This is a genomic window from Pedobacter sp. WC2501, from assembly GCF_052682415.1.
In genome coordinates this window covers 1,842,456-1,865,473 of sequence record NZ_JBQZFI010000001.1, presented here as the reverse complement: position 1 = coordinate 1,865,473, position 23,018 = coordinate 1,842,456, and the positions used below count along the sequence as shown (strand labels likewise).

The 23,018-nt window shown below is 38.0% G+C and carries 20 protein-coding genes; 11 read left to right on the top strand and 9 right to left on the bottom strand.

All coding sequences use genetic code 11. The features are described 5' to 3' along the window. The first annotated feature begins 47 nt into the window (after positions 1-47). The 4 genes from ACUN24_RS08065 to ACUN24_RS08050 all read left to right on the top strand — a co-directional run bounded on the left by ACUN24_RS08065 (position 48) and on the right by ACUN24_RS08050 (position 4,087). Positions 48-779, top strand: coding sequence for a gamma-glutamyl-gamma-aminobutyrate hydrolase family protein (locus tag ACUN24_RS08065; protein WP_445562023.1), 732 nt, complete (start codon positions 48-50; stop codon positions 777-779). Between the two features lie 87 nt (positions 780-866). Beyond that, positions 867-1,256 (top strand): SpoIIAA family protein, encoded by a 390-nt coding sequence (locus ACUN24_RS08060; RefSeq protein WP_445562022.1) that lies wholly within the window; start codon positions 867-869, stop codon positions 1,254-1,256. 361 nt (positions 1,257-1,617) lie between these two features. After that, on the top strand, positions 1,618-3,567 hold the full coding sequence (locus ACUN24_RS08055) for a beta-N-acetylhexosaminidase (protein WP_445562021.1): 1,950 nt from the start codon (positions 1,618-1,620) through the stop codon (positions 3,565-3,567). A gap of 49 nt (positions 3,568-3,616) precedes the next feature. After that, positions 3,617-4,087 (top strand): CYTH domain-containing protein, encoded by a 471-nt coding sequence (locus tag ACUN24_RS08050; RefSeq protein ID WP_445562020.1) that lies wholly within the window; start codon positions 3,617-3,619, stop codon positions 4,085-4,087. Between the two features lie 53 nt (positions 4,088-4,140). Here the strand turns inward: ACUN24_RS08050 and ACUN24_RS08045 are convergent, their stop codons facing one another. The 3 genes from ACUN24_RS08045 to ACUN24_RS08035 all read right to left on the bottom strand — a co-directional run bounded on the left by ACUN24_RS08045 (position 4,141) and on the right by ACUN24_RS08035 (position 7,358). Beyond that, entirely contained in the window at positions 4,141-5,109 is a 969-nt protein-coding gene (locus ACUN24_RS08045; protein WP_445562019.1) for an FKBP-type peptidyl-prolyl cis-trans isomerase, read from the bottom strand. A 196-nt stretch (positions 5,110-5,305) separates the two neighbouring features. Beyond that, the gene (locus ACUN24_RS08040) at positions 5,306-6,301 is read right to left on the bottom strand and encodes an FKBP-type peptidyl-prolyl cis-trans isomerase (RefSeq protein ID WP_445562018.1); all 996 of its coding nucleotides are present in this window, start codon (positions 6,299-6,301) and stop codon (positions 5,306-5,308) included. Between the two features lie 46 nt (positions 6,302-6,347). Continuing rightward, a complete protein-coding gene (locus tag ACUN24_RS08035; protein ID WP_445562017.1) occupies positions 6,348-7,358 on the bottom strand; it encodes a DHH family phosphoesterase in 1,011 nt (336 codons plus the stop codon). A 245-nt stretch (positions 7,359-7,603) separates the two neighbouring features. Between ACUN24_RS08035 and ACUN24_RS08030 the strand changes: the two genes are divergently transcribed. From ACUN24_RS08030 to ACUN24_RS08020, 3 genes are all read left to right on the top strand, one after another. Beyond that, positions 7,604-8,023 (top strand): nucleoside-diphosphate kinase, encoded by a 420-nt coding sequence (locus ACUN24_RS08030; protein WP_025144153.1) that lies wholly within the window; start codon positions 7,604-7,606, stop codon positions 8,021-8,023. A gap of 134 nt (positions 8,024-8,157) precedes the next feature. Beyond that, on the top strand, positions 8,158-8,928 hold the full coding sequence (locus ACUN24_RS08025) for an FKBP-type peptidyl-prolyl cis-trans isomerase (RefSeq protein WP_445562016.1): 771 nt from the start codon (positions 8,158-8,160) through the stop codon (positions 8,926-8,928). A gap of 317 nt (positions 8,929-9,245) precedes the next feature. Beyond that, positions 9,246-9,419: a hypothetical protein gene (locus ACUN24_RS08020; protein WP_255562512.1), complete on the top strand. Its 174-nt coding sequence runs from the start codon at positions 9,246-9,248 to the stop codon at positions 9,417-9,419. A 98-nt stretch (positions 9,420-9,517) separates the two neighbouring features. Here ACUN24_RS08020 and ACUN24_RS08015 read toward each other — a convergent pair whose 3' ends face one another. Continuing rightward, positions 9,518-9,808, bottom strand: coding sequence for a DUF721 domain-containing protein (locus tag ACUN24_RS08015; RefSeq protein ID WP_121287710.1), 291 nt, complete (start codon positions 9,806-9,808; stop codon positions 9,518-9,520). Next, positions 9,801-10,904, bottom strand: a complete 1,104-nt coding sequence (recF, locus tag ACUN24_RS08010; protein WP_193423039.1) for a DNA replication/repair protein RecF — start codon at positions 10,902-10,904, stop codon at positions 9,801-9,803. The genes ACUN24_RS08015 and recF overlap by 8 nt, the downstream gene beginning before the upstream one ends. 105 nt (positions 10,905-11,009) lie before the next feature. Between recF and ACUN24_RS08005 the strand changes: the two genes are divergently transcribed. Both ACUN24_RS08005 and ACUN24_RS08000 read left to right on the top strand, forming a co-directional pair. Further along, positions 11,010-11,417, top strand: coding sequence for a hypothetical protein (locus ACUN24_RS08005; protein ID WP_445562015.1), 408 nt, complete (start codon positions 11,010-11,012; stop codon positions 11,415-11,417). A 123-nt stretch (positions 11,418-11,540) separates the two neighbouring features. Beyond that, complete coding sequence (locus ACUN24_RS08000; RefSeq protein ID WP_121287707.1) at positions 11,541-12,206, top strand: tetratricopeptide repeat protein; 666 nt, start codon at positions 11,541-11,543, stop codon at positions 12,204-12,206. A gap of 745 nt (positions 12,207-12,951) precedes the next feature. Here ACUN24_RS08000 and ACUN24_RS07995 read toward each other — a convergent pair. The 4 genes from ACUN24_RS07995 to ACUN24_RS07980 form a co-directional block, all read right to left on the bottom strand. Beyond that, positions 12,952-13,254, bottom strand: a complete 303-nt coding sequence (locus tag ACUN24_RS07995; RefSeq protein WP_445562014.1) for a hypothetical protein — start codon at positions 13,252-13,254, stop codon at positions 12,952-12,954. Between the two features lie 613 nt (positions 13,255-13,867). Next, complete coding sequence (gene pth / locus ACUN24_RS07990) at positions 13,868-14,428, bottom strand: aminoacyl-tRNA hydrolase (protein WP_025144146.1); 561 nt, start codon at positions 14,426-14,428, stop codon at positions 13,868-13,870. 212 nt (positions 14,429-14,640) lie between these two features. Then, positions 14,641-15,225, bottom strand: a complete 585-nt coding sequence (locus ACUN24_RS07985) for a 50S ribosomal protein L25/general stress protein Ctc (protein ID WP_121287705.1) — start codon at positions 15,223-15,225, stop codon at positions 14,641-14,643. A gap of 140 nt (positions 15,226-15,365) precedes the next feature. Then, positions 15,366-16,307 carry a ribose-phosphate pyrophosphokinase gene (locus ACUN24_RS07980; protein ID WP_029278327.1) on the bottom strand — a complete coding sequence of 314 codons (942 nt, stop codon included), beginning with the start codon at positions 16,305-16,307 and terminating at the stop codon, positions 15,366-15,368. Between the two features lie 370 nt (positions 16,308-16,677). Here ACUN24_RS07980 and ACUN24_RS07975 point away from each other — a divergent pair, with 370 nt between their 5' ends. Both ACUN24_RS07975 and ACUN24_RS07970 read left to right on the top strand, forming a co-directional pair. Further along, positions 16,678-19,704, top strand: a complete 3,027-nt coding sequence (locus ACUN24_RS07975) for a glycosyltransferase family 117 protein (protein WP_445562013.1) — start codon at positions 16,678-16,680, stop codon at positions 19,702-19,704. 216 nt (positions 19,705-19,920) lie between these two features. Next, positions 19,921-22,959, top strand: coding sequence for a glycosyltransferase family 117 protein (locus ACUN24_RS07970; RefSeq protein WP_445562012.1), 3,039 nt, complete (start codon positions 19,921-19,923; stop codon positions 22,957-22,959). Positions 22,960-23,018 lie beyond the last annotated feature (59 nt).

The following is a 23,018-nucleotide window of genomic DNA, read 5'->3' as shown; positions in this document are numbered from 1 at the left end:
CTTGTTATCAACTGAAAAAAAAGTTAAAATCCGACGAATCAATTATTATGTCTGATAAAATAATCATTGGTGTTACTGATTGCAGCAAATTCGATATCTATCACAACTGGGTATTATCTTACAATAAAAATGTAGAAATCATCCAGCTTGGATATAAACTTAATAATTTCGACGAGATCAAAAAATGCGATGGTATCGTTTTAACTGGTGGTGAAGACGTGCATCCGCGGTTTTATAACCAGCCTGAATATTATCCTTATTGTTATGAAGATGATATAGACGAAAAACGCGATGAATTCGAGTTTAAGGTGTTAACCTATACCGAAGCCAATTCTATTCCCGTTTTAGGCATTTGCAGAGGGATACAGGTGGGTAATGTATTTTTTGGCGGTACTTTGATTCCTGACATCCCAACATGGGGAAAATTCGATCATTCGAAAATGCACGATAAATCAGACCGCTACCACGAAATTATGGTAAATCCCTCTTCATGGCTGAACCAGATTGTGAATACCGATAAAGGATTGGTAAATAGCAACCACCATCAAAGTACCGATAAAACGGGAAAAGGACTTGTAGTGAGCGCAATTTCTCCTGACGGGGTTACCGAAGCGATGGAACGGATTGAACCTAAAGGAAAATCTTTTTTGTTGTTTGTACAGTGGCATCCCGAAAGATTGAGAGATCAGCAAAGTCCATTTAGTAAAAATATACATGAGGCTTTTATTAACGCAATTAAGATTAACGAACCATCGGAGTTTAAGAATCAAGACAAATAGGCCTGGATCATAAATTGAAACCACTCAATCCTCCAGGATTAAGGGCTTTTAACAAACCAAAAGGTTATCATTTAAGGGAGTAATAAAATGAGGAGCGAAAGCGACAATCAACTTATCGAAGGCGAAATTGCCGATTATTTGTTAACAGATGATGGAATCCTCATTTCTTATAGTAAAAGCATTTTACGTACCGTAGAAAATATTTCGGCCAACGTAGCGCTGGTGAAGAAAATCACCAATAACAAGAAGGTTCCACTGTTAATTTACTTAAAAAATTCTCCTGTTACAGACAAAGAAACACGAAAATTTTCAACAGAGCAGTTGCCTCAAATTTATACAGCTATGGCACTGGTTTCGAAACCTGGTTTATCACAATTGATTATGAAGATCATGTTTAAGTTTCAAAACCCGCCTATCCCAATAAAATCATTTACGGATGATCAGAAAGCCAGGGCATGGTTAACACAGTTTTTGTAGTTTACGAGAAGTCGTCATTGCGAGAAGGCTTTTTCAGCCGACGAAGCAATCTTAAAGCACACGCTGGTAGCGATGGTTGTAAGATTGCTTCGTGCCTCGCAATGACGATCGATCTTTTTAAAATCCGTCATTGATAATATAATGAAGTATCTGGAGTAGAAAGATTTGCAATTAGTCTTAGACTACGCTCAGACTGACAAATAATGGCATAAATCCCGTCACAATTTTATCCAACTCCAACCGCCATACGCTCCGCGCTTTACTTCTTGCACATTTCCTTTCGCACAAATACCTCCGATTAAAATCTTTTTTAATAAATTGCGGATTATACTTATCCGGTCAATCCGCTTTAATTATTTTAATGAAAAAATTAGTCCTGATTATCTCCTGCTGTTTTTTTGCAGCCAATATTTTCGCTCAATCTATCGTTACAGAAACTGAAATCGGCGATGCTGAAAGCGAAGTTGCAAAAACACCAATTGCCATTATACCTGAGCCTGTATCTTTAATGAAAAAGGCAGGCACCTTTACTTTGCCTGAAAATATAATTATACAAGCGGTTAAAAGCGCAGAGTTAAAACAATCTATTACTTATCTGTCTGACCGGATAACCACAGCCACAGGTAAATTTGTAAGCACCGTAAGCAATTCGACCCATCCTACAATCAAACTGATTTTAAACACGCAAGAAGATACTCAACTCGGTAAAGAAGGTTATAAACTAAATGTTAACCCTACCCAGATTGTCATTACGGCAAACCAACCGGCTGGGATTTTTTATGGCGTTCAATCCTTGCTTCAACTTTTCCCTGCCGAAATAGAGAGTAAAGAACTAGTGAAAGATGTGAAATGGAAAGCACCTTGTGTTGATGTGGTAGATTATCCGAAATTGGGCTGGAGAGGTTTAATGTTCGATGTGGCCCGTCACTTTTTCACTAAACAGGAAGTAAAGCAGTTTATAGACGACATGGTTCGTTATAAATTTAACTTACTGCATTTGCATTTAGCGGACGATGAAGGATGGAGAATCGAAATTAAAGGTTTGCCCAAATTAACCGAAGTTGGTGCCTGGAGTGTTAAAAAAACCGGTACTTTTGGCGATTTTACTCCACCAACCCCAGATGAACCCCGTACCTATGGTGGTTTTTATACACAAGAAGATATAAAAGAATTGGTGCAATATGCACAAGAACGTTTCGTGAACATTTTACCCGAAATTGATGTCCCAGGGCATAGTTTAGCCATTATTGCCTCTTATCCAGAATTATCGTGCACACCTGAGGCCGTTAATTATAAAGTTCGCTCTGGCGAAAAAATTATGGATTGGAGCCGTGGCGCGCCACCAACAGCTTTGGTTGATAATACGCTTTGTCCGGCAAACGAGAAAGTGTATGTATTTTTAGATTCGGTACTTACCCAGGTAGCTAAACTTTTCCCCTTCGATTACATTCACATGGGTGGCGATGAAGCCCCTCATAATTTTTGGGAAAAGAACGATCAGGTTAAAGCTTTAATGCTTCGCGAAGGCTTAAAAACCATTCCACAGGTTCAGGCCTATTTTGAAAAACGTGTAGAACAGATCGTGATTTTGAAAGGTAAAAAATTTATGGGCTGGGATGAAATTCTTGAAGGAGGCGTATCGCCAACAGCGGCAGTGATGAGCTGGAGGGGAATGAAATATGGTATCCAGGCCGCTAACGAAAAACACAATGTGGTGATGAGCCCAACCGATTTTGCCTATTTAGATTATATGCAGGCTGATGCCATTACTGAGCCAAAAGTATATGCTTCGTTAAGATTAAATAAAGCTTACCAGTTTAATCCCGTTCCGGCAGGCGTAAATGCACAGTATGTGATTGGCGCACAAGCCAACCTGTGGACTGAACAAATTTTCACCTTCCGTCAGGTTGAATACATGGTTTATCCACGTGCTTTTGCCATTGCCGAATCAATATGGAGCCCGATTGAAAAGAAAAACTGGACAAATTTTGTTGATCGTACACAACAGCATTTCAAACGTTTAGACTTTGCTGAGATTAAATACTCCCCTGCTATTTACGATCCGATTTTTACCGTAAAACGCAGCGCAGATAAACAATTAATGATCGAATTAACTCCAGAAATAGATGGTTTGGATATCTACTATAGCTTTGACAACTCTACTCCCGACCGCTTTTACCCCAAATATACAGCACCATTACAGGTACCAAAAGATGCCAGTATGTTGCGCGTGATCACCTATCGTGGCAAACAACCGATTGGAAGATTGATTAGTATGCCTGTTGCAGATTTACAGAAAAGAGCACGTTAACAATCAGCATTAAGATTCCCGCTTTTGTGGGAAAGACGAAATATCTACAATGGGCAAAGAAATAGAGCGCAAATTTTTAATCGATCAGCAAAAGTGGGATAACCTGAACAAGCCAGAAGGAAAACTTTTTAGGCAGGGTTATTTACTTGCCGATAAAGCTAAAACGATACGGGTAAGGGCGACAGAAACTATAGGTTTTTTAACTATAAAAGGTCAAGCCATTGGTGCGACAAGGCCGGAGTACGAATATGAAATTCCGGTCGAGGAGGCTGTAGAATTACTGGATAATTTTGCTCAGTCAGAACTTTCTAAAATCCGTTATGAAATTCCTTTTAAAAATAAACTTTGGGAAGTAGATGTATTTTTAGGAGATAATGAAGGATTAGTCGTTGCAGAAATTGAACTGGAAAGCGAAACAGAATCCTTCGATTTACCAGATTGGATAGGTAAAGAAGTAACCGAAGAAGAAAAATACTATAACTCCAATTTAACGGTTAAGCCTTTTAAAGATTGGAATTAGATTTACATAAAGAGACCTTATAGGTTTTAAACCTATAAGGTCTAAAAATTGTTCTACTTAGCCAATGGCAAACCTGCACCTGGTTTAATAATACCTTTCAACTCCACATCAAAAACCAATGGCGTAAACGGATTAATTGGTCCACCTCCGTTTTCGCCGAAACCCAATTTTGATGGCAAAATCATTTTAATCTTACCGCCAACACCGATCAGCTGAATTCCCTGGATAACACCTTGTGGTAATTGCCCTAAAGGCAAACTACGCGGCACATATTGTACACTTTCAGAAAAAATTCCAGCCTCTTTTGCAATTTTAGCATCCGAAGTATCAAAAACATTCAATTTTCCGTTCGATTTTTTATTGGTAAACTGACCTGTATAGTCCATTAATACCGTATCCGTTAAAGTTGCTCTTTCTGAATTGCCCGGTGCAAAAATTACATACTGTAGTCCGGATGGCGCAGTAGTTACTTTCAGATTATTCTCTTCAACGTATTTAGCTATTTTAGCAGGTTCTACCGTTTTGTTTTTCTCGTTTAGCGCTTTGTATTCAGCCTCAAAAAAAAGTCTTTTCTTTGCCTCAAAAACAGAATCAGCATCTTTTCCTTTGTGCAAAACCTTCTCAATTTTAATGGTAAATGACGCAATATTCGATTTTAGTCCTTTTGGTTTTGGTTGACCTGAATATTTCTCCATTGAATCGAGGTTCAATTTAAAAACGGCGCTATCTCCTTCACCAAGTAATTTCAATCCAGAGGCTAAATCACCTTTAAACATCGATTTGCTAATGGCAAAAAAAGCAGGACGTTCATTGTCGTAGGTATTTACCATTACCGAATCGGGATTGGTGTTGGTTTCTACTGTTTGAACTCCGTTTAATTTTACATAATCGCCATCCTGAATTTTTGGCTTACCTTCACTTTTATAGATCTTGTAAGTCATATCTCCTTCACCTTTTTCGAATTTGTTACAGGCACCTAGTCCTAATGCTGCTGCCAAGAGAATAATTATTCCTTTTTTCATTTAATATTCTAATTAAAAATTAGCCTACAATCGGTTTTTGGATAGCAGGCTACTTCATCTGATCAGACAAAGATAGGCTATAATAAGTTTTTACGAATCTTTGCAAAGTTTTATTTCTCGCTTTAACGTCAAAAAAAATTAAGCAAAAAAAATCCTGCTTATTAAGTTAAGCAGGATTTAAAATATATTTTAAAAATTATTTTTTAACTACCGGAGCAGGCATTTGCACTGGAGCTGTTGCACCTGGTTTTCCTTTGATAATATCTTTAATTTCTAAATCGAAAGCAATCGGGCTGAAAGGCATAATACCAACTTGTGGTGCACCTTGCTCGCCGTAACCTAAGTTAGAAGGGATAATTACTTTAATTTTACCACCTTTACCGATTAACTGTAAAGCTTCAGTAAATCCTGGGATTGTTCCACCAACAGGCATTTTCTGAGGACCGTAAGGTTTACCTGCCTTAAATTCGTTTTCTGCTTTAGCCAGTTTCTCGTCGCTTGTATCGAAGATTTTGTATTTACCATCTTTACCTTTTTTAGTTACTCTACCAGTATACTCAATTAGTACGGTATCGCCTAAAGCTGGTTTTTCTGCACTACCAGCGTTTTCGATAATGTAGTGTAAACCACTTGCAGTAGTTTTAGTTGCCAGTTTAGTATCATCTAAATAAGCTTTTAACTTAGCAGGTTCAGCGGCTTTCTTTTTTTCTGAATTAGCTTTATAATCAGCCTGGAAAAACTCCTGAGCTCTTTTGTTAAAAGTAGAGTCAGCTTCGCCAGCTTTTTTCTTGAATACTTTCTCGATTTTCACCGTGAAAGTGATGTATTTATCATTTTTGAACTGCTCTGGTTTAGGTTGTTTACTATGAAATGCCATAGTATCTAAATTTACTTTAAAAGTAGCGCTATCGCCTTCTCCAAACAATGTTAAAACATCGTTCATATCACCAGCATACATTTTTTTCTGAGCAGGAAATACTGCAGGCGTTTCGCTATCGAAAGTGCTTGATAAAACTGAATCCTTATCATTTTTCTGAATAAAATTCATTTTAACGATATCGCCTTCTTTGATTTTCTCGTTACCTGCCGAGTGGTGAATGGTATATAGTAAGCCACCAGCTCCCTTTTTCTCTTGTTTACATGCTGCTAAACCTAAAGTGGCTGCTGCTAGAATAATAATTCCCTTTTTCATTTATTAATTTGACTTTTTTAAATTTTTATTGTTTTATTTCTTTTTTCTAAGCTATCAATTGTTCCTTATATTCTGCTAATATCGATTTAAATTCGTTTACTACATCAGCTAAAGATTTTTCTGATGCACCGCCAGCAGCATTTCTGTGTCCACCACCATTGAAATATTTTTTACAGATTTCGTTAGCCGGAAAATCGCCTGTAGACCGAACAGATAATTTCACTTTATCGGTACGTTCTATAATTAACGCGGCCAAACGGATACCATTGATGGAAAGGGCATAATTTACCACTCCTTCTGTGTCGCCGGTAATGCTGTTGTACTGCGCCAATTCTTCTTTGGTAACCGAAATGATGGCTGTATTATAGTCTCTTAAAACTTCTAGTTTATTAGATAGGCAATAGCCTAAAAAGCGCAGTCGGTTTTCGCTCGAGTTATCATATACCAACTCGTGGATTTTCGATTGGTCTGCCCCTAAATCGATCAGGTTTGCGGCAATACGGTATACCTCCGAGGTTGCTGATGAGAAGCGGAAAGATCCCGAATCGGTCATTATACCCGTGTAAAGGCAAGAAGCTACATCTTTATTGATCAGCTCGCCATCCTGTAACTGATTTGCAATAAAATCATAAACCAATTGTGCAGCAGCACATGCATTGATATCCCAATGGCGGTAATCGTCAAAATCTTCTGGCTCCAGGTGATGATCGATCATGATCTTTTTAGCCCCCGCAGCCCTAACCAATTCGCCTAATTCGTTTATACGGCTTAGGGTATTAAAATCAAGGCAAAATATGAGTGAGGCTTCATCAACCAATTGTGCCGCCTTTTCCTGCGCTTCTGTAAAAATAATTACGTCACTATTGTTCGGCATCCAATGCAAAAAAGTAGGGTAATCGGTTGGGGTGATTACCTTAACATGGTGGCCTTTTTGAATTAAATATCCATATAAACCCAGAGATGATCCCATTGCATCGCCATCAGGTTTGTGATGCGTAGTGATCACAATTCGTTGTGGCGTAGCCAATAATGTTTTTAATTCAGTTAATGTAAGCATATATTTTTTGCGCTGCAAAGCTAAGTAAATTTAGATTAGGATTGATTAGGATTTAAAGATTTTAGAATGAGCAGGATTTTAGTTTAAAAGACATTGATATATAGCTAGTAAGATTAGGGATCAAAACAAGGTTGATTGGCTATTTTGATCTTTATCATCATCCATTCGCAACTGAAAAACGAGTTGTATTGATTATTCATCAATTAAAACGTAATTTTGCAAAAAAAATTGATATCAAAAGCACAATGAGCACTAACAGAACTTTTACCATGATCAAGCCTGATGCAGTAGCAAACGGCCATATCGGATCAATCATTAACGACATTACTAATGCTGGTTTCAAAATCATTGCATTAAAATATACTAAACTTACAGATGAAACTGCTGGTCAGTTCTATGCTGTTCACGCTGAGCGTCCTTTTTACAAAGATTTAGTAAGCTTTATGTCTTCAGGACCTATTGTTGCTGCTATTTTAGAAAAAGACAATGCGATTGAAGATTTCAGAAAATTGATCGGTGCTACTAACCCGGCTGAAGCTGCAGAAGGTACAATCCGCCAGAAATACGCAAAATCGATCGATGCAAATGCAGTTCACGGTTCAGATTCTGATGAAAATGCAGAAATTGAAGGTAATTTCTTCTTCAAAGCAGACGAACGTTTCTAGTTTACAACACAAAAAAATTACAATAAAACCCCGAATATTCGGGGTTTTATTGTTTTATCTATTTTGTATCTTTCGGCCTTAAATATAATCCACCATTTAAACCTGTTGGAATTAATTACTCCATAACATAAATAATGAAACGAATTTTCTTAGCGGTATGCTTGTCTGGTATCGCTGTTGCATCTTATGCACAAACCAAAACAGCAGCAAAAAAAACAGTTGCAAAAAAACCTACGACAACCAGTAAAAAATCAGTTCCTACCATCGGTTTAAAATCTACTTTAGACTCTACCAGTTATGCTTTTGGTACTTCAATCGGCTCCAGCTTAAAAACAACAGGCCTTTCTACCTTAAATTACGAAGTATTGTTAAAAGGACTGAAAGATGCATTTACCGGTGGAAAAGTTGTATTAACCCAGCAGCAAGCCCAACAATGTATAAATGAAGCCTTAGCAAAGGCATCATCAGTAAAAAACAAAGCTGAAGAAGCAGCAAATAAAATTAAATACGCACCAATTATGAAAGAAGGACAAGATTTCTTAGAACAGAACAAAAAACGCGCAGGTGTACAAACAACTGCAAGTGGCCTACAATATGAAGTTTTAACGGCAGGTACTGGCGTTAAACCACTGGCAACGGACTCGGTACTGGTACACTACAAAGGAACATTATTAAACGGAAAACAATTTGACAGCTCTTACGACAGAGGTGAGCCGATTTCTTTCCCGCTAAACCGTGTAATTCCAGGCTGGACAGAAGGAGTACAATTAATGCCAGCGGGTTCAAAATATAAATTCTTTATCCCTTACAACCTGGCTTATGGTGAACGCGGTGCAGGAGCAGACATTCCTCCTTATAGCACTTTGATTTTCGAAGTTGAGCTGTTGAAGGTTAACGGAAAATAAAAACGCTATTCGTCATTTCGAGCGATTGCAACGAAGTCGGGAAATCTATCTAAGCAGATCTCTCCATTTCACTGCGTTCCAGTCGAGATGACGATTTTTTTTTAGAATCTTAATGCAATAAGATTTTAATGTGCAGTCAGATGTTACCATCTGACTGTTTTTTTATTGAATAATCCTATCAAAAAAATGATGGATAATGTGTCAGATGGTAACATCTGACATCACTAAACAGGAATTTCTTTAGAATTGGGCTAAATAAGCCCACAATTAAAACTTTCTTGGGTATTCGATGTTAGCTATTACAAATTAACATGAATATGAAAAGAGCATTTCCATTAGTACTGATTGCATTTTTATGCACCACCTTAAGCAGTTGTGAACTGGTAGAAGGTATATTTAAAGCCGGCGTTTGGGTAGGCGTAATCGTAGTTGTAGTAGTGGTTGCGATAGTGATCTGGATTTTATCGAAGATATTTGGCGGAAGGGGCTAGTTTAGTCTTGAGTCCGAAGTCAACAGTCTTTAGTCGGCATTTAATCTCTGGTAAAATATAAAGGGCATTATTTTTAAACTTTGCCCTTTTATTATGCCTTACAAAAACACCATTTCGGTAATAACCTCACTGCCTGCGTGCTCATTTAATTTCTGGATTATTCCTTGTCGCACCATAACCAATTCATTTTTGATGACAGAAGATTCTATCCTCAGAAATAATTTTTTATCATGAATATAAATCTGTTTGGTACGGTTTGCAATTGCAGTGCCCATAATCTCCGGCCAGATAGACAAGACTGAAGTTTCATCAAACTTACGGCGCAAACGATACACATCCAGCATTTTGCTGATGGCATCTTTTACGGTAACATCATTGGGTTTACGCATTTTGTATCGTTCCGTTATCTACTTCGAACAAAGTTACATCAACTTCTATTTTTTCAAAAATTGATTTTACTCTTTCTCTTCCTGTATCTGTAATAAATATCTGCCCAAAATCGTGGTGAGAAACCATTTGCATTAATTTTTGAACACGGTTATCATCTAACTTGTCAAAAATATCGTCCAATAAAAGCAATGGCTTAAATCCTTTGTTTTTAGCGAGATAAGCGTATTGTGCAAGTTTTAAGGCAATTAAAAAAGACTTTTGCTGTCCTTGTGATCCAAACTTTTTTAAAGGCATTCCGCTGATGATAAAAGCCAGCTCATCTTTATGAATCCCAGTTGTGGTCCGCTCGAGCACACGGTCTTTTTCTACTGATTTTTTCAATAGCTCTTCAAAAGCTGCATCGTTCAATTGCGATTGATAATTCAACTCAACAATTTCCTTATTTTCGGTAAGGTAGGTATAATATTGGTTAAACAATGGAATAAACTCATCCATAAAAGCTTTTCGGATGGCAAATATCTTGTTGCCGGCTATAACCAATTGTTCGTCCAAAATTTCGAGCAGCGTAGGATCATACTTTCTGGTAATGGCGATCTGCTTTAGCAAAGCATTCCGGTTTAACAAAATACGGTTATAGGTAATCAACTGATCCAGGTAATGTGCATCGGTCTGCGAAATCACATTATCGATAAACTTTCTCCGCTCTTCACTACCTTCCATAATCAGGTTCACGTCATAGGGAGAAACCATTACAACCGGAAAAAGGCCTATATGATCGGCCAATTTCTCGTATTCTTTTTTATTACGCTTGAATTGCTTTTTCTGATTGCGTTTTACACCGCAGGAAATTTTTTCGTTTTTTTCGTTGCGGTCAAAATCGCCCTGGATCATAAAAACCTCTTCATTGGTTTTGATCTGCTGGCTATCGATGGGGTTAAAGTAACTTTTACATAGGCAGAGGTAGTGAATCGCATCGAGCATATTCGTCTTTCCGGAGCCATTATTACCCGTAAAAACGTTCACAGTTTCCGAGAAACGGAGATCTGCATCGGTATAGTTCTTAAAATTTAGAAGGGTAATATTTTTTAACCACATAAATATGTCACAAATTTACCCTTTTTTAGCCTCTTAACATCCATTGTTTAAAATAAACGTTAATAACATTTAAAAAAATTGTACTTTCATCGCAAGGAAAAATAAATGGTTGCACAAAAAATGTTAGAAGGGAATGTTCTATGGTCTTATGACCACGAACTGACCAATGATAAAAATTCGAACTGGATTAGAAAAATCGCAGGTCTATTTTCGTTTTTAAAGCCAATTCACAATCACGAAGGCGATATTTTGTTGGCTTCCAATGGCCTTTTTATTACCGGAGATGAACAATTGGAACTCCCATTATCAAATATAGAAGAGGTTTATATGGGTTTCGATGATTTATTCCCGGCTTCATCTGCAAAAAATTTCGGTGCATTTTGGCAACCCATTAGAATTAGATCGACTGTGAGCCGCTCGGAAAGTCAAACCGTATACCTGGTGATTAACCACACCGGTATTTTTAGCGATAACCAAACCTGGTTTAATACACTAATTAGCTTGTTGCGCTAATGATCGTAATCATTTTACGATCTGCAGGCCTAAATAACTAATGTTTAATCAAATACTTCAAAATAAAGGTTGATACTTTGATTGAAAAATGTATTTTTGCAATCTTAAATTTTTTAAACAAACATGTCTACAACAGATAACCAGACAATTCAACCAACTAAAAAAGGTTCATTTTTACAAGAGAATAATAAAAGCTTACTGTTTATTGCAGGCGCTGTAGTTTTATTAGTTTTAATATATCTTTGGTATCAAGGCGTGTATTTAAAAGGTCGTGCTGAAGAAGCCGCTAGCAAAATGTACAAAGCAGAGCAATCTGTTGGTGTAGATTCGCTATCGAACAGAGCTGTTAAAGGCGAAGGTGGTTACCCGGGCTTAGAGCAAATTGCTAAAGAGTACGATAACACAAAATCGGCAAACTTAGCTAATCTTTATTTGGGTGGTATTTACTTACGTAAGGGCGAATATAAACAAGCTATAGAATCTTTAAACAAATATAGTGCTACTGGTAGCCCGGTTGCAGATCCATTGGCTTTAGGTTTATTAGGTGATGCTTACAGCGAGTTGAAAGACTACAAACAAGCTTCTACGTATTATAAAAAAGCAGCTGATAAAGCGAGTAAATTTACTTCACCAATGTTTTTAAAGAAATTAGGTTTAGTGAATGAAAACCTGAAAGATTTTAAAGGTGCAGTTGACGCTTATACTAAAGTTAAAACTCAATATCCTGAGAGCGCAGAAGCACAGTTAATTGATGCTTACATTGCAAGGGCTCAAGAACAAGTTAAATAAACACTAACTAAAACATATTTACAGGAAAGATCATCGGAAGGTGGTCTTTTTTTTTTAAAGCTTTTCGTAATTGCAAGCGCTGGCCTTTCGACTAAGTTATAAATAAAAGATTCTTATAGAAAGATTGTCATCTCGACTGGAGCATCGCGGAATGGAGAGATCTATGAGCCAGATTAAATTGGAAAATAGATTTCTCGCCTGCGTTGCACTCCGCTCGAAATGACGACACACCGAGACTATTCATTCTATTTCGTACTTGGTAGCTCACCAAACGATAGACAGCCTCATACGATAACCATTATCTTTTTTTTTGGAAATCAGGTGCAGATGCTTTTAGGTTAGTGCAGCCCCGCTCTACGTTCCTTCCGATGAAACCTGTGAAACAAGCAAGCACACAATAAAAAAACAAAAGAATAGTGCTTAAACCGGAACCACTGCGATCAGGTTTAGGTGGGAAGGGCAATACTGCTATTTTAGGTTGTATGGTGTAAAGAGAGGCAGTTGCCTATTTATTTACCATATAAGGGATTTAAGGGCATATAAGCTTAAATGTTCTTTATATGATTTTTATATTCTTAGCTAATAAAAGATCCTTCTATAGACTACTATTAGGCAGAATCTATCAGTACGGCCGTCATTCTCGCGCAGGCGGGAATCTTAAAGCGTTTGTATTACGATCCCCAATCAAGTTGGGAATGACGATTCCTCGCAGCCTATAATCCGCTAAAAATCTTCCATATTGATTTTATGCCATAAATTTAACCTCAGATTGACAGCATTTAATCAAAATATAGAACTTGTAAATAGAACTCTTCGGTTTGAAATGAGTATGTGCATAGAGAATAAACGACTCACCAATAATATTATCTTTTTTTTGGAAATCAGGTGCAGATGCTTTTAGGTTAGTGCAGCCCCGCTCTCCGTTCCTTCCGATGAAACCTGTGAAACAAGCAAGCACACAATAAAAAAACAAAAGAATAGTGCTTAAACCGGAACCACTGCGATCAGGTTTAGGTGGCACAGCCAGCAATACTATTTTGCGTTGCATCGTGTAAAGAGAGGCAGTTGCCTATTTATTTACCATATAAGGCATTTAAGGGCATATAAGCTTAAATGTTCTTATATTTCTTATATGGTTATTATATATTCTTAGCTAATAAAAGATCCTTCGCTGGACTCAGGATGACAGCAGCTTGATCCGTGATATTGTTTCCCTAGAAGATGATTTAAATCAGTCAAGATGCTGTGAGGATATAGGTAATTAACTAGGGAAGGAAATCTATATAAAACTATGTTATTCTACCAACAATAGCAGTAGAGGTGCTGCGTTTTAGACCTGATTGAAATAGAAAGCCCACAGCGCAGCGAGGACTTGGAATGCAAAGCAGGAACAAACATTAAGAAGTGCGTCCGCAATTGCTCTTCAAGCAATCTTGACCACACTACCATTGACAGGACACCAATAGAAAGGTCGTCATCTTGACTGTAGCGCAGCGAAATGGAGAGATCTATTTAGTTAGATTTCTCGACTGCGTTGCACTCCGCTCGAAATGGCGTTAACTCAAGGGATTTTTACGCGTAGATTAATACTGTCATTTATATTGATTTTTATTAAATAAATTAACACTCAGGATGTCAGCATGATTTACACAATTAACCATCTATTTATTAAAAGCCGTCATAGTATGAGCTGGCCCGATGGTAACAAAGCTTTTAATCAATTCTACACTTTTATCAATCAGTGCAGGAAGTTCCAATTGCTCATTCTTATCAAATAAACCTAAAACGAAATCTACCTGCCGGCCTTTCGGATAATCGTTACCAATGCCAAAACGAAGGCGGGCGTAGTTTTGCCCACCACAAACTTCTTCGATACTTTTTAAGCCATTGTGGCCAGCGCTTGAGCCTTGCAGTTTTAATCTTAGCTTTCCCAGAGGCAATGCAAGGTCATCAACAATAACGAGTACATTTTCTGGTGCTATTTTTAGCTCTTTCATCCAATAGTTAACGGCCTTACCGCTCAGGTTCATAAAAGTAGTAGGCTTAATTACGTGCAGTTTTTTGCCTTTAAAGCCCACCTCAGCATAATAGGCCAAACGGATATTATCGAAACTACCACCTAAACCTTTAACCAGTTCATCAGCAATATCAAAACCAATATTATGCCTGGTGTGCGCATAATCCGGTCCGATATTCCCTAAGCCAACTATAAGATATTTCATGGGGCAAAGATAAAAAAAAGTCCGAAGTCAGGAGTCCGAAGTCGGGAGTGTATAATACGAATTTAACTGATTCATTCCAAATAGCTTACTAATGAATATAGGAACGGTTAGCGATTAGTGGATTAAACTTGATAAATAAAAAAGCGGTGCAAAATTGCTTTTGCACCGCTTTTAAAATCTGTGTAATCACATTAATCTGTGAAATCCTTGTACTATTTTTTACCTTTAGCAGCTTCAGTTTCTGCTTGTTTTAATGCTCTAGACATTGCAACAGAAACGATAGTATCTTCAGGAGTGTTAGTGATTACGTATTTATCACCTTTAAGGTCACGAACACGAGATAAACTACCAACTTCTAATTTCTCTAAGCTTACTTCCACGTTTTGTGGCATGTTAGCTGGTAATGCTTTAACACGTAGTTTACGTAATTTCTGGATTAATTTACCACCCATTTTAACACCTGGAGAAGTTCCTGTTAATTTAACCGGGATCTCCATAACGATTTCTTTCTCGTCAAATAACTGAAGAAAATCGATGTGCATTAATACGTCGGTAAGTGGGTGAAATTGAGTGTCTTTTACGATAGCTTTAGTTTTAGTACCGTTAACATCAATCTCCACAAAGTTTACATCCGGGGTATAAATAACATCTCTTAAGTCAGCAATAACTACAGCAAAGTGTTGTTGCTCTTTTCCACCATACAATACCGCCGGAACTTTACCTTCGTAACGAAGTTCCTTGGCATCGCGTTTCCCTACGTTCTCTCTTGGAGAACCGCTAATTGCGATTGTTTTCATTTTTATTTATATTTATTTATTAGTAGTCAGTATTAAGTATCGAGTATCAAGACCTTAAGCCTTCAACCTTATTTAAACTCTCTTTATCGCTTTGCGTTTGGCGGCTGGCGTTTTAACAGCTTATCGCTAAACGCTTTGCACTAAACCCTAAACAGATCACTAATCGAACCGTGCTCGTTTACATTGGCAATTGCCCTTGCAAATAAACTGGCTGTGCTTAGCACCCTGATTTTCGGACTTTCCTGTTTTAATGGAATTGTATCCGTAACGATCAGTTCGGTTAATACCGAATTTTCTACCGTTTCTATTGCTTTTCCTGATAATACAGCATGTGTACAAACTGCCCTTACACTTGCTGCGCCGTTTTCCATAATCAAAGCCGCAGCTTTTGATAAGGTTCCGGCTGTATCGCAAATATCGTCGATCAATACTACATCCTGTCCGGTAACATCACCAATAATCGACATCGATTCGATTTCGTTGGCACGTTTACGGCGTTTATCACAAATAATTACTTCAGCATTAAAAAATTTCGCAAAAGTACGTGCCCTATACGAACCGCCCATATCTGGCGATGCAATAGTTAAGTTTTTTAAGCCCAGGCTTTTGATATAAGGCACAAAGATTACCGATCCATCTAAGTGATCAACCGGAATATCAAAGAAGCCCTGTATCTGAGCAGCATGTAGATCCATCGTCATGATGCGGTGAATACCTGCTGATTTTAATAAGTTAGCCACCAATTTGGCACCGATTGCTACACGCGGTTTATCTTTTCTATCCTGACGGGCCAGACCATAGTAAGGAACAACTGCTGTAATATAATGTGCAGATGCTCTTTTAGCAGCATCAACCATTAGCAAAAGCTCCATTAAATTATCGCTGGGCTGATAAGTAGACTGGATTAGAAAAACATCACTACCACGGATTGACTCATCAAAGGAAGGCTGAAACTCTCCATCACTGAATTTGTGAATGGTTACGCTACCAAGTGGCTTGCCGTAGTGCTCGGCAATCTTAAGTGATAATCCCTTAGAACCTGTTCCGGAAAAAAGCTTTACCGGGTTAAACTGCAATGGCATGGGTTCGTGTAGTTACGGTTAAAAAAAATCGGATCATGTCTATTTAAAACATGATCCGTTATTAAATTTTCGTTGTCCGACCTGGATTCGAACCAAGACAAACGGTACCAAAAACCGTTGTACTACCCTTATACTATCGGACAAAAACTTCTCAAGGATATTCTCCTCGAAAGGGAATGCAAATGTAGGAACCTTATTTTAAATATGCAAGAGTGATTTTAAAATATTTTTAATTTCTTTCCTGCTGTTCTTTGTTTGCGATGCAAAGATAAAAAAATCATCATATAGCGTGCAACATTTTATTTTTTTCTGCGACTTTTTTTACTGCGAACCACTTAAATCATTTATTATCAAAGACTAAAATTAAACTATGAATTATTCAAGGATCAACACCATTGGAGGCTGGCTCTGTTTTAGCGTTGCCGCACTCACGTACATCTTAACTTTAGATCAATCCGTAAGTTTCTGGGATTGTGGCGAATTCATCTCCTCAGCCTTCCGAATGGAGGTCGTGCATCAGCCAGGTGCTCCAATAGTTTCCATGATCCAAAGATTATTTTCTGCCCTGGCTTTTAGCGATAAAACCAAAGTAGCCTACTTCATCAATATTGCTTCGGCCCTTGCAAGCGCAGGAACCATTTTATTTTTATTCTGGACTATTACAGCTTTAGCAAAGAAAACAGTAATTAAAAAAGGTGAAAAAATTAGCAAACAGCAAATCACCGGCATTATGGGTGCTGGCTTGGTTGGGGCTTTGGCTTACGCTTTTTCTGATAGTTTCTGGTTTTCTGCTGTAGAGGCTGAGGTTTATGCTATGTCATCGCTTTGCAGTGCCATTGTATTTTGGGGTATTTTAAAATGGGAATCGCAGGTTGATGAACCAAAAGCAGACCGATGGTTACTTTTTGTAGCCTATATTATGGGGCTTTCTATAGGTGTGCATATTTTAAACCTGCTTACCATTCCTGCATTAATATTTGTTTATTATTTTAAAAAGAATCCATCTCCAAGTTGGCAAAGTGTTCTAAAAATATTTTTTATTTCCATTGCTGTTTTAGCTGTAGTACAATTTGGCCTCATCCAATACGTGGTATCGCTTGCAGCAAGCTTCGATTACTTTTTTGTAAATACCATGAACCTTGGCTTTGGTTCGGGGATATTATTTTTTGCTATTTTATTGATCGGAAGCTTAGTTTATGGCATCCGTTATTCCATCCTTAAAAACAAAAGGGCTTTAAACCTGATCCTGTTATTCACCGTATTACTTTTATTTGGATACAGTTCTTTTGCGTTATTGGTTATCAGGGCGCAGGCCAAACCTAACCTGAACAATTATAATGTGGATAATGTATTCTCACTATCGAGGTACCTGGGCCGCGACCAATATGGCGATAGGCCTTTACTTTATGGGGAGAATTACAATTCAGAAAAGATTGGCATTGAAGAAACGGGCAAAATTATCCGTAAAGGCGACAAAAAATACGAACCTGCCGGTACAAAATCAGCTTATGTTTTTGCCGATAAAACTTTACTGCCACGCATGTACAGCGATAAACCCGAACATGTGAGGTTTTACAAAAGTTACATGGGTTTTGATGATGAACATAAACCTACACTTATTGATAATTTAAAATATCTATTCTCTTTCCAGACCGGACAGATGTATATGCGTTATTTTATGTGGAATTTTGTAGGCAGACAGGACAATGAAGATGGACAGTTTGGCGGAAAAGATGGCAATTGGCTTAGCGGTGTAAAACCATTAGATGCCATCAGACTTGGCAATCAAAAAAACCTTCCACCATCAATTGTAGAAAATAAAGCATACAATAGATTTTTCTTCTTGCCATTAATTATTGGTTTAATTGGTGCCGTTTGGCACTTTAAACGAAACCAGAAAGACGCAGGTATTATCGGTTTACTCTTCGTTTTTACTGGTGTGGCTATTGTAGTTTACCTGAACTCTGTACCTATTGAGCCGCGTGAAAGGGATTATGCCTATGTGGGTTCGTTTTATGCTTTTGCCATCTGGATCGGTTTAGGCGTATTTGGATTGAAGGATTTTATTTTCCAGAAACTAACGCCTGCACGCGCAAGTATTTTCGCATCAGTTATTGCCTTGTTTGGAGCCCCAATTCTAATGGCCAACCAGGGCTGGGATGACCATGACCGTTCTGATAGCCACGTAGCGAGGGATATGTCGATCAATTATCTAAAATCGTGCGCGCCCAATGCCATTTTATTTACTTATGGCGACAATGACACCTATCCTGTTTGGTATGCACAGGAAGTGGAAAATGTACGTCCGGATGTTCGCGTGGTAAACCTGAGTTTATTTACTGCCGATTGGTATATCGATGGCATGCGCAGAAAGCAAAATGAATCGGCACCACTACCTATCACCTTAAAACCTGAGCAATATGTTGAAGGCACGAGGGACATTATGTATTACCAGGATTATAAAATTGCACAGCATATCGAACTACAGCAAATTTTAGATGTGCTCCTCTCCGATCACGACGAAGATAAAGTAACCATGACAGATGGTTCTAAATACAATGTGCTGCCTACCAAAAACCTTAAACTGGCAGTAAGTCCGCAGCAGGTAATAGATACGGGTACGGTACCCAAAGAGGATGCCGGTAAAATTGCAAGCAGTATGGAATGGACTTACAATTCGAATTTTGTAACCAAAGGTACGCTGGCTTTATTTGACATTTTAACACATAACAATTGGAAACGGCCGATTTATTTTAGCAGCGCCATGCCAAACGAGCAATACCTGGGGCTTAACAACTATCTCTATTCGGAAGGTTTAAACAAAAGGCTGCTACCCTTGAAACCCGATACCGCAATTACACAAGATTTTGATCGCGTAAACCTAAAACCGATGTACAATAATTTGATGAATGTATATGGTTTCGGCAACATTAAAAATGCCAACTATTTAGACAGGCAATCTGCTGATGATGTAACCATGTTGTCGAATATGTTTAACGGTTTATTAACTGGCTTGATAAACGAAGGTAAAATTGCAGAGAGCAAAAACGTGGCAAATAAATATTTTGAGGTAATTCCGGCTAAATTTTACAGTATGCGCCAGGTAATGAGCACCTATTATTTTACTGAAAACCTGTATCGGTTAAATGATTTAAACCGTGCCAATGCAATGATCAAAAAAACGGCAGACTATGTAGGTAAGGAACTCATCCACCTGGCTGATGTTTCGGAAAGCAAAAATCAGCTATCATCAGAGTCGGATGTTCGTTTCTACCTTGGTTATTTGGGGCAAATGGTAAAATTAACTGAGGCTTTTAAGCAAGGTGCGTTGAGTAAAAATCTCGAAAAACAATATAATGATCTGATCACCAGGTTTACGCCGTTTGCCGCAGGTTAGTCAAAAAACATTCTAAATTTAAACCCATAGGCAGATTTCACCTTTCCACCTATGGGTTTTTGCTTCTCCAATAAATTAAAATCCTTTATGTTAAAGGCCTTAAGCCGTTAAAAATTGTTAAATCAATGCAGAAATTTACCTGTTTTATCGACTAGAATAGTTAATTTCGGCAGCATTTTTATGTGAAAACAATTTTTAATATCATTAAATAAACCAATGAATTATTCAAAAGTTAATAATATAGTAGGCTGGATCTGCTTTTTAATTGCTACACTAACTTACGTTTTAACCTTAGAGCCTTCTGCTAGTTTTTGGGATTGCGGTGAATTTATCGCATCGGCATTCAGAATGCAGGTTGTTCACCAGCCTGGTGCGCCATTATTCTTAATGATCCAACGTTTTTTCTCCATTTTCGCAGCTGGAGATTTAACTAAAATCGCTTATTGGATGAACGTTGGTTCGGCTGTTTCAAGCGGGGCAACTATCTTATTCTTATTTTGGACCATCACTGCATTGGCTAAAAAAACAGTGTTAAAAGCTGGTGAAGAATTAACAACCGGTAAATTGATTAGTATTATGGGTGCGGGTGCCGTTGGTGCTTTGGCTTATACTTTCTCTGATAGTTTTTGGTTTTCGGCAGTAGAATCTGAGGTTTATGCACAATCCTCTTTATTCACTGCGATTGTATTCTGGGCTATTCTTAAATGGGAAGCACATGCCGATGAGCCACGTGCCGACCGTTGGTTACTATTTATTGCCTATATTATGGGTTTATCAATTGGTATCCACTTGTTAAACTTATTAACCATTCCGGCACTTGCTTTTATTTATTATTTTAAAAGAACTGATAAAGCAACTACAGCAGGTATTTTCAAAACACTTATTGTTGGTATCTTAATTTTAGCGGTAATCCAATATGGTATTATCCAATACCTGGTTTCGTTCGGTGCCTATTTCGATTTATTCTTTGTTAACACATTAGGTCTAGGTTTCGGAACCGGCGTTTTATTCTTCGCTATTTTATTAATCGGCGCCCTGGTTTGGGGGATCCGTTATTCGATCAAGCATCAAAAGAGATTATTAAACTTAGGTTTAATCTCTACCGTATTAATCATTTTCGGTTATGCATCTTTCTCAATGATCATCATCAGGGCAAAAGCAGATCCGAACTTAAACAACAGTGCGCCTAAAGATGCTTTCTCTTTCTTAAGCTACCTGAACCGTGAGCAATATGGTGATAGACCATTGGGTTACGGCCCTAATTATAACTCTGAAAGAGCAGGTGTAACAGAAGGTAAAACCATCTGGAGAAAAGGAAAAGACAAATACGAGGTAGCGGGTAAAAAAACCGATTACGAATATAGCAACAACACTTTATTGCCACGTATGTATAGCGACGACCCTAAACATGCCAGTTTTTATAAAGAGTGGATGCATCTGGATGATAGTAAACACCCGAACTTAGTGGATAATGTTGGCTTTTTGGCCAGCTACCAGATCGGCTACATGTATATGCGTTACTTTTTCTGGAATTTTGTTGGTCGCCAGAACGATGAGCAAGGTCAGGGCAGCGGATTTGAAGGAGAGTGGATTAGTGGTATTAAGCCGTTTGACAGCTGGTTACGTGGAGATCAAAGTCATTTGCCGCCATCAACAGTTGATAATAAAGCATACAACCGTTTTTTCTTTTTACCGTTGATTATGGGAATAATCGGTGCGCTTTGGCACTTTAAACGCAACCAGAAAGATGCTGGCGTTGTGGCTTTGCTGTTCTTCTTCACAGGTATCGCGATTGTATTATACTTAAATCAAAAACCATTAGAGCCCCGCGAAAGGGATTACGCTTATGTAGGATCGTTCTATGCCTTTGCAATATGGATTGGGCTCGGGGCACTAGCCATTAAAGAATGGCTGTTTAAAAAACTAACGCCAACTGCCGGTGCCATTGGTGCAACGGTAATTGGTTTATTGGCTGCACCGGTAATTATGGCGGAGCAGGGCTGGGATGACCATGACCGCTCTACCAAACTGGTTCCTCATGATATTGCACTGGATTACTTACAATCCTGTGCACCAAATGCCATCTTATTTACATATGGTGATAATGATACCTACCCGCTCTGGTATATCCAGGAGGTAGAAAATGTGCGTCCTGATGTACGTATTGTAAACTTAAGTTTATTTGATACAGATTGGTACATTAACGGCTTAAGGCAAAAACAAAATGAATCGGCTCCATTGCCTATTACCATGAAGCCTGAACAATATGTACAGGGTGAAAGAGATGTAATGCCGTATGATGATTATAAAATTGCAGGTAATGTTGAGCTTAAAAACGTAGTTGATTTATTGTTATCAAACGATGAGAGCGATAAAGTAGCCATGCAGGATGGATCAAAATCTAACTTCCTGCCAACCAAAAACCTTAAAATTACGGTAGATCCGCAGCAAGTCATCAGCACAGGAACAGTACCTGCAGCTGATGCTTCAAAAATTACCACCACCATGGATTGGAAGTTTAATAAAGGTTATGTTACTAAAGGAACTTTGGCTATGTTCGATATCCTTGCACATAACAACTGGAAACGTCCGATTTATTTTGCTTCTACTGTTCCTTCAGAGCAATATAATGGATTGGATAAGTATTTATACAGCGAAGGTTTGGCCATGCGTTTATTACCGCTTAAAGCTGATACTACAGCATCTGAGGAAAGACCAGAGCAATTAAACACCCCGATTTTGTATAATAACGTGATGACTAAATTTAAGTGGGGAAATATGAAAACCGCTAAATATTTAGACCCGCAGTCATCGGATGATACATTCATTTTCACCAATATCTTCAGTAGCTTAACCAACAGCTTAATTAAAGAAGGTAAAACTGCTGAAGCTAAAAAAGTAGTAGATAAATATTTCGCGGTAATGCCTGATAAATTCTTCGGCATCCGTACCGTTGTAGTGAAATTCTATATGGCTGAAAATCTATATAAACTAGGTGAAACTGCCAGAGCGAATGATATTTTAGACAAGTCTGGCGATTATATCAATAAGGAATTAAACTATCTGGCTGATATTTCACAATCAAAAGGTTTAACCGGATCTCAGAACATTCAAACAGGCTTATATTACCTGGACAGAATGATTAAAACAAGTAAAGCTGCAGGTCAGGATAAATTGAGCGATAAGCTGCAGAAAACCTTCAACAGTTTAGAAAGCCGTTTGTCGATGTTTTTCCCACAACAGGGTCCACAATAATAAGCGGATCTTAGAATAAGTTTACAAAGCAGCTGCATTAATTTGCAGCTGCTTTTTTA